The organism is Blautia ammoniilytica (assembly GCF_025566965.1).
Lineage (GTDB): Bacteria > Bacillota > Clostridia > Lachnospirales > Lachnospiraceae > Blautia_A > Blautia_A ammoniilytica.
In genome coordinates, this window is sequence record NZ_JAOQJL010000023.1 from 1 (window position 1) to 14210 (window position 14210).

General features: G+C 42.1%; 12 protein-coding genes and 1 pseudogene. All 13 read left to right on the plus strand.

Going from position 1 to position 14210, the window contains the following annotated elements:
* Positions 1-69 precede the first annotated feature (69 nt).
* Positions 70-858 (plus strand): annotated as a pseudogene (locus tag OCV61_RS11655) (helicase-related protein); the annotation flags it as partial.
* Between the two features lie 599 nt (positions 859-1457).
* The gene (gene ltrA / locus OCV61_RS11660; protein WP_158421988.1) at positions 1458-3128 is read left to right on the plus strand and encodes a group II intron reverse transcriptase/maturase; all 1671 of its coding nucleotides are present in this window, start codon (positions 1458-1460) and stop codon (positions 3126-3128) included.
* On the plus strand, positions 3129-4124 hold the full coding sequence (locus OCV61_RS11665) for a helicase (RefSeq protein WP_158421989.1): 996 nt from the start codon (positions 3129-3131) through the stop codon (positions 4122-4124).
* 76 nt (positions 4125-4200) lie between these two features.
* Positions 4201-6957: a YodL domain-containing protein gene (locus tag OCV61_RS11670; protein ID WP_117764029.1), complete on the plus strand. Its 2757-nt coding sequence runs from the start codon at positions 4201-4203 to the stop codon at positions 6955-6957.
* Positions 6958-7256: 299 nt separating this feature from the next.
* Positions 7257-7463 carry a hypothetical protein gene (locus tag OCV61_RS11675; protein ID WP_012744284.1) on the plus strand — a complete coding sequence of 69 codons (207 nt, stop codon included), beginning with the start codon at positions 7257-7259 and terminating at the stop codon, positions 7461-7463.
* Entirely contained in the window at positions 7441-8631 is a 1191-nt protein-coding gene (locus OCV61_RS18990; protein WP_008703824.1) for a CHAP domain-containing protein, read from the plus strand. The genes OCV61_RS11675 and OCV61_RS18990 overlap by 23 nt, the downstream gene beginning before the upstream one ends.
* Before the next feature lie 158 nt (positions 8632-8789).
* A complete protein-coding gene (locus OCV61_RS11685; RefSeq protein WP_008703822.1) occupies positions 8790-9002 on the plus strand; it encodes a helix-turn-helix domain-containing protein in 213 nt (70 codons plus the stop codon).
* A 5-nt stretch (positions 9003-9007) separates the two neighbouring features.
* The gene (gene vanR, locus OCV61_RS11690) at positions 9008-9709 is read left to right on the plus strand and encodes a VanR-ABDEGLN family response regulator transcription factor (RefSeq protein ID WP_004853366.1); all 702 of its coding nucleotides are present in this window, start codon (positions 9008-9010) and stop codon (positions 9707-9709) included.
* Complete coding sequence (locus tag OCV61_RS11695) at positions 9696-10781, plus strand: sensor histidine kinase (protein ID WP_008703821.1); 1086 nt, start codon at positions 9696-9698, stop codon at positions 10779-10781. The genes vanR and OCV61_RS11695 overlap by 14 nt, the downstream gene beginning before the upstream one ends.
* A gap of 134 nt (positions 10782-10915) precedes the next feature.
* A complete protein-coding gene (locus tag OCV61_RS11700; RefSeq protein WP_158421990.1) occupies positions 10916-11773 on the plus strand; it encodes an RND family efflux transporter in 858 nt (285 codons plus the stop codon).
* A 4-nt stretch (positions 11774-11777) separates the two neighbouring features.
* Complete coding sequence (locus OCV61_RS11705) at positions 11778-12491, plus strand: ABC transporter ATP-binding protein (RefSeq protein WP_004853372.1); 714 nt, start codon at positions 11778-11780, stop codon at positions 12489-12491.
* The gene (locus OCV61_RS11710) at positions 12481-13665 is read left to right on the plus strand and encodes an ABC transporter permease (protein ID WP_158422010.1); all 1185 of its coding nucleotides are present in this window, start codon (positions 12481-12483) and stop codon (positions 13663-13665) included. Before OCV61_RS11705 ends, OCV61_RS11710 begins: the two co-directional genes overlap by 11 nt.
* 27 nt (positions 13666-13692) lie before the next feature.
* Complete coding sequence (locus OCV61_RS11715; protein ID WP_015514509.1) at positions 13693-14196, plus strand: hypothetical protein; 504 nt, start codon at positions 13693-13695, stop codon at positions 14194-14196.
* Positions 14197-14210: the final 14 nt, after the last annotated feature.

The window sequence follows — 14210 nt, forward strand, 5'->3', positions numbered from 1 at the left end:
ACGAGATGTTAGGAGATTTTTCAGCGGATAAATATTTGAATTTAGAAAACTTACAAAAATCATCTTGACAAACTCGTTCCCGAAGGAACAGGATATCGTGCAAAGTCCAGATTTGCACGGTTTTATAATATCCCGGAACTGATGAATATGTTCAAGGAGATTGCAGATATCAAGACTTCCGATCAGTTAAAGCTTCCTGTGCCGGAAGCAGAATATGAAACAGTGGTGCTGAAACCAACGGAACAGCAGAAAGAAATCGTAGAAAGCCTTGGAGAACGTGCGGAAGTTGTCAGAAATGGCGGAGTAGATGCCGCGGTTGATAATATGCTGAAAATCACCAATGATGGAAGAAAGTTAGCATTGGATCAGCGTTTAGTGAACGAATTATTGCCAGACAATCTGGAAAGCAAGATATCAGTCTGTGCAGAGAAAAGCTATGAAATCTGGAAAGACACAGCAGCACAGAAATCAGCACAATTGATTTTCTGTGATTTGAGTACACCGAAAGGCGATGGCAGTTTTAATGTCTACGACGACCTGAAACGGAAACTGATGGAAAAAGGAGTGCCGGAAAAAGAGATTGCTTTTATTCATGATGCAAATACAGAAGCAAAGAAGACGGAGCTGTTTGGAAAAGTGAAATCCGGACAGGTTCGTTTTTTGATTGGTTCTACAGCAAAGATGGGTGCAGGAACCAATGTGCAGGATCGTCTGATTGCGTTGCATCATCTGGATATTGGCTGGAAACCATCTGACTTGGAACAGAGGGAAGGACGTATTATCCGTCAGGGAAATCATAATAAAAAGGTTCATATCTTCCGGTATGTAACTGAATCCACATTTGACAGCTACATGTGGGTGCGACACGAAGTCGCTTAATTTAACTGTTTGGCGGTAATTCCGACCAAACCATCCATTCCGTTGGATGAAGCCAATATCCCCGGCTTTGCCAGTAATGGCATTGTTCGGAAGCGGGTATAAATGGAACCCTATTTGGAGCAAATCCCGTGAGGGAGAAGCAAAACTGCCAGCTACAAGGCGGTTAGGGTGCAGGCTTTCTGATAGCATGGTTAATTAACTGAATCACCGTAAGCTTCGTTAAGGCTGAACAAGCCAAAGTAGCTGACAGGCTTGAACCAAAAGGTGTGCAGTTGGATATTCCTCTCCACGATAGGAATACACGGACATAAAACTGCCGGAGTAGAGGTGGAACCTAAACTATCAATGATTGTTGATTAAGTGGAACGTGTCAAGCCCGTATTCTCGCCTGCAAAGGCAAGTGGACCATAAGGGAAGCCGTTGGGAATGCGGGTAAAGGATTGCGGAGGAAGCGAATGCCGACCTTGTAATGAGGACGGACAGAGGTTCAAAATTTGCCCCACCCGAAAGGGGAGCAGAATTCCGCATGGTGCTTAATTACGAGAGAGTTTATAGAATTTTTGAAAGGAGTAAGGCAAATGAACATGAAAATGTGTGCGACTTCTGACGTTGCTAAGGCATGGGACAGCATCGACTGGAACAAAGCGAATGCATACGTTAAAAAACTGCAAATGCGTATCGTAAAGGCTCATCAACAGGGCAGAACCGGCAAAGTAAAGTCTTTGCAATGGCTGCTTACACACTCTTTCTACGGACGTGCTTTAGCTGTAAAAAGAGTAACGAGTAATAAAGGCAAAAAGACAGCAGGTGTAGACAAAATCTTATGGTCTACTCCCAAACTGAAATATGAAGCAATTCTCAGCTTAAAACGCAGAGGCTATAAACCATTACCGTTAAAGCGGGTATATATCCCGAAAAAGAACGGAAAAATGAGGCCGCTCAGTATCCCATGTATGAAGGATAGAGCGATGCAGACATTGTACAAATTTGCACTGGAACCGATTGCGGAAATCACTGCTGACCCTAACTCCTATGGATTTAGAGCAAAGAGATGTGTACAGGATGCAATCGAACAGTGCTTTACCTGTCTGAATAAAGCAAAATCCCCTAAATGGGTGCTGGAAGGAGACATTAAGGGCTGTTTTGATAACATCAGTCACGAATGGATACTGAACCATATCCCAATGGACAGAGATATTCTGCGAAAATGGTTAAAAAGCGGGTATATCGAGACCGGAAGATTATTTCCAACAGACCTCGGCAGCCCACAGGGTTCGGCTATCTCACCAACTATCTGCAACATGGTGTTGGATGGTCTGGAAGTCCAGATTAGGAAGAAATACCACAAAACTAAAAGGGATGGAAAAGCATATTTTCCAAAAGTGAACTTTATACGTTATGCTGACGATTTCATCGTCACAGGCGAAAGTAGAGAGCTTTTGGAAGCAGGTGTTCTCCCGATTATCCGGGAATTTTTATCAGAGAGAGGATTGGAACTGTCAGAAGAAAAGACAGTGATTACCCATATCGAAGATGGTTTTGATTTTCTCGGATGTAATATACGGTGGTATAAAGAAAAGCTTCTTACAAAACCATCCAAAAAGAATTATAAAGCCATTGTGAATAAGATACGGGGGATTATAAAGCAAAATCCATCTATGAAGCAGGAAGATTTGATAAGAAAGTTAAATCCGGTCATCAGAGGATGGGTAAATTTCCAAAAGTATAATGTCTCCTCGCAGGCGTTTGACAGGTTTGATTTCGATGTATGGAGATGTCTGTGGAGATGGTGTAAACGTAGGCATCCGAAGAAAAGCCACAAATGGATAGCAAAGAAATATTTCAGGAGAGTCGGCACAAGGAACTGGACATTCAGTGTAAATATGGCAGACTCATTTGAATTACATCTGATATATGCTACTGATACTAAAATAGTAAGGTGGCTGAAAACAAAATCAGAAGCGACACCATTTGATGAGCGTTTCACAGAATATTTTGAGGACAGAGACACAAAGAGAATGCTTCGAGAAATCAATGGAAGGAAGAAATTAAATGCACTGTACAAAATGCAGAAAGGCATTTGTCCGCATTGTGGTGAACCCATCACAGTGGAACGGGGATTCCGAATCCATACGGAAGTGGGAGCAGATTTTAAAGAAAAGAATGTCTTATTACATGCTGATTGCCACAGAGAACTTCATTACTCGAAAAATGTTGATGAACTGGTTCTGCTAACGCAGGGCTTATAAGTGCTTGAGCCGTGTGAGGGGAAACTCTCACGCACGGTTCTTAGAGGGGAAAGCGGTAGTAATACCGCTGACCTACTCGACCAGTTGATTGAGAACAAGCAGAAATTCATTTCTCAGATTATGACCAGCAAAGCACCTGTGCGAAGCTGTGAAGATGTAGACGAAGCGGCACTTTCCTATGCAGAGGTCAAAGCTCTTGCAACCGGAAATCCGGCAGTAAAAGAGAAGATGGCATTGGATGTTGATGTGGCAAAATTAAAACTTTTAAAAGCCAACCACATGAATAACCAGTATCGACTGGAAGATGATATTGCAAGGAATTTTCCACAACAGATTGCAAAACTGACAGAGATCATTGACAGCTACAAGGCAGACATCGCTCATTTTTCTGAGTACAAAATCACAGATCCAGAGCAGTTTTCTATGGAAATCAGTGGCAAAGTGTTCACAGAAAAGAAAGAGGCAGGAGCGGCTCTTCTGGCGGTCTGCAAAGAAATTAAGTCTGTGGATGCAGCTATGGATATTGGAAGCTATCAGGGATTTAACATGAGAATCCAATTCGACAGTTGGAGCAAAGAGTTTATCCTGTCTGTAAAGCATGAATCGGTAGCTAAAGTTCGATTGGGAGCCGATGCGCTAGGAAATATCACTCGTATCAATAATCTTTTAGAAAGTTATCCGGAGAAACTGGCAGAAGCAGAACAACGGCTGGAAACGGTACAGGAGCAGATGACAAACGCCAAAGAGGAAGTCGGGAAGCCATTTCCAAAAGAAGAGGAACTGAACCAAAAACTGGAGCGACTGTCAGAGTTAAATGCACTTCTCAATATGGATGAACGGGAAGATACAGAAACAGAGCAGTCGGAATCAAAAGAGAAAGAAGAAAGACCGGCACGAGGTTCTATCCATGAGAAACTGCAGATTTATAAGGAAAAGAGTCAGCGGGAAAGTGAAACTGGCAAGGAAACCAGAAAACGGGACTTCGGTCTGGAATAAAGAGGAAAGATGGCATAATTTGGTAGAAGAAGGTTCTGTCGGTTATGCCATTTTTTAGAACACAGGAGGAATTTATATGGCAAGAAACAGGATAACGGGTAGAGAAACACAGAAAATGCAGGAATACACGCAGGGACAGATCAGTCAGGCAGAGCGTAGAGGCATAGAATTTCCAACAGATGTAAAAGAACAGCTTTTTGAATATGCGAATCTGATCGGTGAGGAAGAGAAAGTTAGGACTCTGGTAAGAAATCTAGCAGATGCAGTGATCCAGGCAGATGAAGAAGGGGTAGAGGATCTACTGGATGATGCAAGAATGGATATTCAGGATCTACCAGATCCAACCATAGGTAAGCTGGAATTACGTGATTATGGATATACAGCAGAAGACATGGTGCCGCTTAGAAAAGAAGCAGCTTTGGATTATCACAGAATGGGTTCTAAGATTTATTGCCTGGGCAGCGATGGCAGCAAGGGAGAGTATGCAAGTAAAGAAATGATACAGGCGCATGAAGGTCTGTTTGGCATGGAATCGCAGATGTGGGAACGGATAGAGGAGAATGACCTGGATTATGCCGATGAAGATTTTGGAGCATTTCAGGAGCCTATGAGTGTCATTGAGCAGGAAGAAGCACTGAAATTATACGATGCCGGAGCAGATATCTATCTGATCACTAATTTTTCATCACCAATGTATGTCACGGAACGCATGGAAATTGAACGAGGACCGGAGCATTATCAGATGTCTATGACAGAACTGGAGCGTTTCCGTAACCTGGAATGGGAAATGCAGAAATATCCGCAGATTCAGTCTTTGAAAGAGGCAAACCTGTTGTTAGGAACAAGGCGAACCTTTGGTATTTATCAGATCAAGGACGATTCACCGGGCGAAAACTATGCATTTATGAATATGCGCTTTATTGAAAGTCATGGTATGCAGATAAAAAAAGAAGATTATAAGCTGGTCTATGTTGGGGAATTATCGGGAAATATGTCACTGGATGATATTTTTGAAAGGTTCAACATTGATAGACCGGAAGATTTCCGTGGGCATTCCCTGTCTGTCAGTGATATCATAGTTCTGAATGACGGGGAAAAAGTAACCGCTCATTTTGTAGACAGTATCAGTTTTGAACAGCTGGATTCTTTCCTGAATCTGGAAGAACAGGTTCTTAGTGAACTGGCATATGAGGTAGGAGAACGTTACTTTGCTATTCAGAGAACAGAAGAAGGATATGATTATTCGTTTTACGATGAAGATTTTCGTCTGATGGATGGTGGCGTCTATGAAAATGATCAAATTTCTATTGAAGAAGCGGCAGAGGAACTTCTGGAAGACGAAGGCTGGACTGGAGAACGCATCCGTGGAGATTATGATCAGTTGATGGAAAAAGTAGAAGAAATGGATGAAGTTGTAATGGCAGAGATTCAGAAAAGCCAGGGCGAATATAAGCCTTTGGCAAAGGTGGAGGAACTGGAAGAGGCGAATTATAACATGATTGATAACGTCCTTAATAATATGCCACCGAAGAAAGAGCCTTATCTGGAATATTTCGCCACAGAATGTGATGAGTTCCATGATATGGGAGCTTATGAAAAAAGTACCGATGTTAATCAGATTGCTGCGGTCTATGAAAAATATAGGGAGAATCCTAAAACTGCGTATCTGGGATGCTCAATGGGAATTATTTATCGTGATCCGGAAGACAGTTACTATGATGAAGCCGAATTTGCGATCGTTAAAGGGAATACCGTATTCGGAAATCTGATGGATGATGTTCGATTTTATGGAGAACTTGCACTGGTACGGGAAGGGATCGAGAAAATTCATGAAGCATTGCCGGACTACAAGTATGTACCGATGAGGGATGTTCGAGAAGCAATGTATCCTGAGAAAATGACCACAGAACAGCTGGCAGAGGCACTGGATGAGATTGCAGAAGCTTTTGATCCGTATGAGTATCGAGATAATGTGGAGAGGGGAGAAAATACGGTGCAGGAAGTAATGCTGGATTTGAGAAGTGGAAATATTCATTCCTATATTTCATATCTGAAGGATATTGTAGACGAAGAATGCGATCTGTCTGTTCGTGCAGGAGTATTGATTGAAAGACTGAAAGCCTATGAACCTGAACTTCCAAAGGATATGGAACCAATGGTGTATGTAAACTATTGTGAAGAAAGTGATCTCATGAATCCAAGATGTCAGAAGCTGTCTGAGCTGGATGCAAAAACAGCAGAAATGGATAAAGAATGGTATGCAAAACGTGATCCGAAGACAGAGGAACCTACAAAAATTGCAAAGATATATGTGACTGTATATTATGCGGAAAAAGGTGAACAGATGCTGCATCATTTTAAGAAGTCAATGGATATTGGAAATGGACATGGCGGTATTGTGAGTCAGTTGAAGTATGATAATGAAATGAAGCTTACAGATGAGTATTGGATCAATTACCAGAAAGGCAAAGGAAGTGAAGAGTTCCAAAAGTATATGGAAGATCTGACAGACATGCAGAATCATGTGCTTCCGTATCTGCAGAGTTTTTGCAATCTGGAGGAAAAAGGTGTGAAGGAGAGACGAGAACAGCAGATAGCAGAAAGATATGAAGGAAGAGCAGATGAGAGGGTAACAAGTACCGAAGCGAATGAAGTTGTTAAGGATGTAGGAAAAACAGATAGAAAACCGGCACAGCAGAAGCAGGCGGTAGATGGAAAAGATAAGAAATTATCCATTCATGAACGGCTTGAGATCAATAAGAGGATTATTCAAGAAAAGCAGGGAAAAGATAAAACGGAGAGAGGAGTTGATTTGGGTGTAAGGACAGTGTAGAATAAGCAGAACGAGTCGGAGGTCATGGATGATAACGTGGCTTCCGGCTTTATTGCGTATTGTCGGAAGAATTATAAATGGTATAATGAATGTAAATGCGATAAAAGAATGTCGCCTGTTATGCGACTTCCAAATGAGAAAAGTGTGTTATTCTGAGATCAAACAAGAGGCTAATAGAGTCAGGAGGATGACATTATGAGTAAAAAAGGATATAGCAGACCAGGATTCTTTGGATCCATAAACCATTATGATGCAAACGGAAAAAAGTAGGCGAGAGCAGACCAGGATTCTTTGGTGGTATGAACGACTATGATGCAAATGGAAAGAAAATCGGACATAGTTCGCCTTCCTTTTTTGGTGGTATGAATCATTATGACAATAACGGGCATAAAGTAGGTGAGAGTCGACCAGGATTCTTTGGCGGTTTAAACCATTATGATGACAAGGGGCATAAGCGGGGGCATAGCAATCCAGGATTTTTAGGTGGATTCAATCATTACGGTTAAAACTGCACAGAGAGCAGCACAAGCGGCAAGGGCTGCGGCAAAAGCCGCCGTGGTTACGGTAAAGGCGATTGCCAAAGCGACCGCACTTGCCATTAAAGCGATTATTGCCGGAACGAAAGCCTTGATTGCCGCTATCGCCGCAGGCGGCTGGGTGGCGGTTTTGGTTATTATCGTGATTTGCCTGATTGGTATGATCCTCGGCTCAGTATTTGGCATTTTCTTCTCAGACGAAGATTCCGGCACTGGAATGAGTATGCAGACCGTTGTGCAGGAAATCAATACTGAATACGATACCAAGCTGCAAGAGGAAAAGAACTCGGTATCCTATGATGTTCTTGAAATGAGTGGCAGCAGAGCCGTTTGGAAAGAGGTGCTTGCCGTTTACTCTGTAAAAACGAATACGGATCAAGATAACCCCCAAGAGGTTGCCACAATGGACGATGGCAAAAAGCAACTCTTAAAAGACATCTTTTGGGAGATGAATCAAATATCTTCCCGAACAGAGAGCAAGACCGAAACAGTTATTACCGAAACCGATGACGGACACGGTAATATCGTGGAAACTGAAAGCACGGTCACACAAACCTATCTGTATATTACCGTCAGCCACAAGACTGCCGAGGAAATGGCGGCGCAATATGGTTTTAACGAAGAACAGAAAGGCTACCTCGCTGAACTGCTTGCGGATGAAAACAATTACCTTTGGTCACAGGTGCTTTACGGCATTACAGGCGGCGACGGACAGATCGTGACCGTTGCACTCTCTCTGGTTGGCAATGTGGGCGGTCAGCCGTATTGGTCGTGGTACGGTTTTAACTCCCGTGTAGAATGGTGTGCTTGCTTTGTATCTTGGTGTGCCAACGAGTGCGGCTATATCGACGCTGGAGTTATCCCAAAATATGCAGGCTGTGTCAACGGAGTACAATGGTTTAAGGATCGTGGACAATGGCTGGATGGAAGCGCCGAGCCTGCCCCCGGAATGATTATTTTCTTCGATTGGGCAGACGAAAGTGGTCAGGATGGATTATCCGACCATACGGGTATTGTTCAAAAGGTCGAAAACGGCAAGGTTTATACGGTCGAGGGCAACTCCGGCGACAGTTGCCGAGTCAATGAGTATTCTATCGGTTATTACGAGATTCTTGGCTACGGCGCACCTGCCTATTAAAATACACAAGCCGCCTGCATTTTGCAGGCGGTTGGATTACATATCAGAAAGATATTGTGCCGGTTTGAAAACTAAAAGTCTCAAAATACAGACTTAATAATTGCGATTTCACTCTCAAAGTGCTATAATACAAACTATATTTGGGTGGAGGTGCGGAAATGAAAGTACGGTACAACAAACTTTGGAAACTTCTGATTGACAAGGGAATGAAAAAGAGTCAATTACGAGAAGCGGTCGGGGCAAGCAAAAGTACATTTGCGAAACTCGGAAAAAATGAAAATGTTACCCTTCCCGTGCTGTTGAATATATGCGAATACTTAGAGTGTGATTTTGGCGACATAATGGAAGCCGTACCCGAAAATGAGGTGTAGGATCAATGAACAAGAAGATTTTAATTGTGGATGACGAAAAAGAAATCGTTGATCTGCTTGAAGTGTATTTGAGTAACGATGGTTATTCAGTATATAAATGTTATAATGGGTTAGAGGCGATGAAATGTATCAAACAGTCGCAGATTGATTTAGCGATACTTGATATTATGCTGCCGGATATTGATGGTTTTCGACTTTGCCAAAAAATTCGGGAAAAGTTTTACTTCCCTATTATTATGCTTACCGCCAAAATTGAGGATAGCGACAAGATTATGGGGCTTACGATTGGTGCGGATGATTATATAACGAAACCGTTTAATCCTTTAGAGGTTGTGGCAAGAGTAAAGACGCAATTAAGGCGTTATCAGAGCTATAACAGTCCTAATTTGAGCCAATCCGAAGAAAAAGACGAGTATGACATCAGAGGTCTACTGATAAACAGAGTCAGCCACAAGTGCTACTTGTATGGCAAAGAAATAGCCTTGACTCCGTTGGAGTTTTCTATTCTGTGGTATCTGTGCGAACATCAGGGTAAAGTTGTCGCCTCGGAGGAATTATTTGAAGCCGTGTGGAAAGAAAAGTATCTTCGCAACAGTAACAATACGGTAATGGCGCACATTGGGCGGCTTCGGGAAAAATTGAATGAACCTTCAAAAAATCCGAAGTTCATTAAAACTGTTTGGGGGGTAGGGTATGAAATTGAATAAAAAAGAAAAAAACTATCTGCTCTCTACCTTGTTCAAAGGGTATGTAATTCAATGTGCGATTTGCTCTGTGCTTATTTTTGGCGGTACTTTTCTTTTAGGAATTATGGCAGAGGAAATTCTCCGCAAGTATGTTTTGTATTATTACTTGTATTACAGAACAGTATATCTTTATATAGTGGCTGTAATCGTGTGGGGTGGCTGTATTATATACATGACATACCTACTTTTGAAAAAAGTAGTCGCCTATGTGTACGAGGTACAGGCTGCGACAGGAAAAATGTTCGATCAGAATGTCAGTTACATTGAAATGTCCCCGGAGTTGAGTGAAATCGCCGCTAACATCAATCAGTTAAAACAAGAGGCTGAAAGTAATGCAAGGCTTGCAAAAGAAAATGAGCAGCGAAAAAATGACCTGATTATGTATCTTGCACACGATTTGAAAACACCGCTTTCTTCTGTAATCGGGTATCTTACTTTACTGCGTGATGAGTCGCAAATCTCAAAGGAACTTCGAGAAAAGTACCTTTCAATCACTCTTGGTAAGGCAGAACGGTTAGAGGATCTGATTAACGAGTTTTTCGAGATAACACGATTCAATATATACGATATTACATTACAATACACGAAAATCAATTTAACTCGCCTGCTGGAGCAACTTGTATATGAATTTAAGCCTATGCTCAAATCAAAGAATTTGCAATGTAATCTTTGTGTTGATGATGATATAATGCTTCGATGTGACGCAGACAAAATTCAGCGTGTTTTTGATAACCTTTTGAGAAATGCGGTTATCTACAGTTTTGAAAATACGGATATCACGATCAGCGCACAATGTCAGGAAGATACGGTCAGCATTATTTTTTGTAACCACGGCGATACTCTGCCGGAAGAAAAGTTAAACAGGATTTTCGAGCAGTTTTATCGGCTTGACGCAGCGAGAAGTACAAGCAGTGGAGGAGCTGGATTAGGTTTGGCGATTGCAAAGCAGATTGTTGAACTACACAATGGTACAATCGTTGCAGAGAGCCAAGAGGATCAAAACAAGTTTTCAATTACTTTGCCGTTGGCGTAGGAAAATTGTAAGAATTTGCATAGAAAAAAAGAGGAATATCTTACGAGCAATCAAGAAAATACGGGCTTCTGTTTTGGTACAATAAAAGTATCAAGATAGAGGCTCGTATTTTTTGTGATACAGCATAAGGAGGAATGATGAAGTTGCTAAGAAAACAAATGCTGCTATGTTCTATTTTGTTTCTTGTATTTACGCTATCTGCCTGCTCTGCAATTGGGCAGACAGACGAAAACAATCTTACAGATAGCGCAACATCCGCAGAAAAAACGGTATCAGTTGTACGAGGGACAATTACTCCAACCGTTTCAATGCAAACGACTATTGTTCCGGCAGTACCGTTTATTATTTCCTCACCCGAAAATGGCATATTTAATACAGCGGTAGAATTAGAAGAAAAAATCACTGCCGGGCAAATTATTGGAACTGTGAACGGCAAAGAATTGAAATCTCCGGTGGATGGTACAATTACCTCTATTGCCCCATCCAATGAAAGCGTACCGAGTAATTATCCCGTAGCGATAGTGCATTATACAGGATTTGCCCTCAATGTAGAGGCAGATAATTTTTTGAGTACCTTACCGGAGTATGCAGAGTTGAAAGCAAAATTTCAAGTATATGATGGTGTAGGACCAACCGATATGATTGCCGTGGTGTCGCCTGCCGCAGATGAAAATGCGTTTACGGGAATCGTGCCGCAAGAGGGCATTCTGCAATGCTTGATCAGTCAAACAGTCGATGTGAAATCGGGGCAAAGTGCAACGGTAGTCATAACGGCGACAACGAGAAATGATGTCCTTATATTGCCGCTGTCGGTAATAGCGGGTAGACAAGGGACGGGATTGGTTACTGTAATTACTCCGAATGGAGAAAGAGTGGAAACAAAAGTGACATTGGGTGTGACAGACGGAGCCAATATAGAAATACTGTCCGGCTTAGAGGAGGGCGATGTAGTTTCTGCTACTCCGCCAAACCTTGATCCGAGGGGGATTTGATAAAATGAAAGGAATTTCCGAAAAGACTTTAATCAAAATAAAGGATTTGAAAGCAAGCGTCAAATTGAATAATGGCGATATGCTGACAACAGTAACCAACGCTAATATGGAATTGCAACGAGGGCGCAGTTATGCCATTGTCGGAAAGTCCGGCTCAGGCAAAACAAGCCTTATATCCATTATTGGCTTGTTAAATCGGGAATATGAGGGCGAGTACCTTTATGATGGTATATCTATTTCTGCTTTGAAAGACCGTGATCTGTCTATACTGCGAGCCAATAATATCGGATTTGTATTTCAGAACTACTCTCTGATTAAGCACTTGCGGGTATGGGAAAATATCGAATTACCCCTACTCTATGCCAAAAAGTCGTTTACCGCCAAACAGCGTCACGAGATAATTACAGGCTTGCTAAAAAGTGTCGGCTTAGAAAGCAAGGAAAATGATTACCCAATCAATTTGTCCGGCGGTGAACAACAAAGAGTTGCAATCGCAAGGGCGCTTGCAGTATCTCCGGAAGCCATTTTATGTGATGAGCCTACGGGAGCGTTGGATAAAAAGACGGGAACGCAGATTATGGAACTGTTGCACAGCGTCGTAAAAGAAAATGGAATTATGCTGCTGTTGGTTACGCACGATCCTGATATTGCAGATACCTGTGATACGATTTTTGAAATGGATGGAGGGAGGATAACTTGTGCTAAAAATGATACTTAAAGACCTTCGTCTGTCTCCACTTAGAAGTATTCTGACAAGTGTTTCAATGCTTGTAGGCATTATCGCAATGCTTGGATCGGTATTAGTTGGTACGCTTGGACGGGAGTATTTGATTTCCGTAAACGCACAGGTATATGGCTGGTCACCTACTTACTCATTCGTGATAACGGAATCCGATTTTCACGATAGAAATAAAATGGAACAATTATTCCAGAGATTTGAAGCCATTGATGATGTAGCCGCTGTTACTTTTTCTATGGGAGAAGATATTCGATTTGCACCAATGAAAGATTTAACGCCAATACCGCCGAATGATGTTTACCAAAACCTGATGGCTTTTGATTTAGTTTGCACCACGGAGGCATATAGTCAAGTCTATAATCTTCCAATGACATCCGGTAGATGGTTAGAGCCTTCGAGTGAGGGCGGATCGCTTGAAGTGGTCATAAACAAAGAAGCTAAAAACTATTTTAATGATTCGCCCTATGCTGCAGGAAATGTAAAAAGCACACTTTCGTTAACCCCATTCAATATTGTCGGAATAGTAAACGATGGCAGGGATTTTCCGACTATCTATGCGGATTCTGCGGCGATCCTCAATTTCGCACCAGCAATGTGGCAAGTACAAAATGCAAATGTGTATTGGCATCCCACAACAGGACTGACAATCGAACAGATACATTCTGCCCTTGGCGACATTTTGACTGATACCATTGGCGGTTACTGGGAAAGTGCTGGGCGGAGTGATATTGGAGATACCTATGATTCGGTATTGTCCATACTGCAATTAGGGCTTTTGGTTACTTCGCTTTTGTTGCTGTTTGTTTCCGTATTAGGGCAGATCAATATCGGACTATCTTCATTGGAACAGCGCACACATGAGTTGCTGATCCGCAGAGCGATAGGTGCTTCACGAACAAATATTGTGGCATTGGTTTTAGGCTCACAGTTGATTTTATCAATATTCGTTTGCTTTGCAGCTATTTTGATTTCGCTGATTTTGGTGCATTGTATTGGAGCGTTGCTCCCTGTGGATTCCCCGGTGGGAACACCGAGTTATCCAATCAGCGTTGCTGTTGTTGCAGTTGCTGTGTCTGTGCTTACAGCATTATTGGGCGGATTATTACCAGCATTGAAAGCAGCAAAATTAGAGCCTGCATTGGCTCTTAGATAATAAAACTCAATTCAAGGAGGAAACAAAATGAAACGAACAATCTCAAAATCCGAAAGACCGTACAGACTGTTATTGTGTGTTATGATTTCTTTGCTGGTGATTATGCTGGCAGGCTGCTCCACTTCTTCGGACTCCGACACAAACACAAGAGGTTTCACGGACTTTGCTACCATTGAAGAAGAATACCTAACGACCATTGAGAGTTTGAATTGGCCGGAGGGCTTTACGCCGCCTGATGCTTTGGAAGGCGAAGATACGGGAGCGTCTTTTCAGATAGGATATGGCGATACAAGAGCATCTAACCTTTGGGAATATTCTTGGATGCAGGAATGGCTTGATACTTACAATACGGATTCGGAAAGGGCGGCAAAAGCCTTAGCTGAACTCGAAAAAGCCTTTGATATGCCTTATATGGGAACAGATCGCTGTGATGACGCCACACGCAAATATCTTCGTGATAATATTGATAAAGCTAAGTTGGGAGATCCGTCTGGATTTACAGAGTGTATTCAGGCAAATTATGCCGATTAAAAATGGCACATAGG

Coding starts and splice junctions, on each gene's coding strand:
- ltrA (WP_158421988.1), top strand. CDS start 1,458: ATGAACATGAAAATGTGTGCGACTTCTGACGTTGCTAAGGCATGGGAC.
- OCV61_RS11670 (WP_117764029.1), top strand. CDS start 4,201: ATGGCAAGAAACAGGATAACGGGTAGAGAAACACAGAAAATGCAGGAA.
- OCV61_RS11675 (WP_012744284.1), top strand. CDS start 7,257: ATGAACGACTATGATGCAAATGGAAAGAAAATCGGACATAGTTCGCCT.
- OCV61_RS11685 (WP_008703822.1), top strand. CDS start 8,790: ATGAAAGTACGGTACAACAAACTTTGGAAACTTCTGATTGACAAGGGA.
- vanR (WP_004853366.1), top strand. CDS start 9,008: ATGAACAAGAAGATTTTAATTGTGGATGACGAAAAAGAAATCGTTGAT.
- OCV61_RS11695 (WP_008703821.1), top strand. CDS start 9,696: ATGAAATTGAATAAAAAAGAAAAAAACTATCTGCTCTCTACCTTGTTC.
- OCV61_RS11700 (WP_158421990.1), top strand. CDS start 10,916: ATGATGAAGTTGCTAAGAAAACAAATGCTGCTATGTTCTATTTTGTTT.
- OCV61_RS11705 (WP_004853372.1), top strand. CDS start 11,778: ATGAAAGGAATTTCCGAAAAGACTTTAATCAAAATAAAGGATTTGAAA.
- OCV61_RS11710 (WP_158422010.1), top strand. CDS start 12,481: ATGATACTTAAAGACCTTCGTCTGTCTCCACTTAGAAGTATTCTGACA.
- OCV61_RS11715 (WP_015514509.1), top strand. CDS start 13,693: ATGAAACGAACAATCTCAAAATCCGAAAGACCGTACAGACTGTTATTG.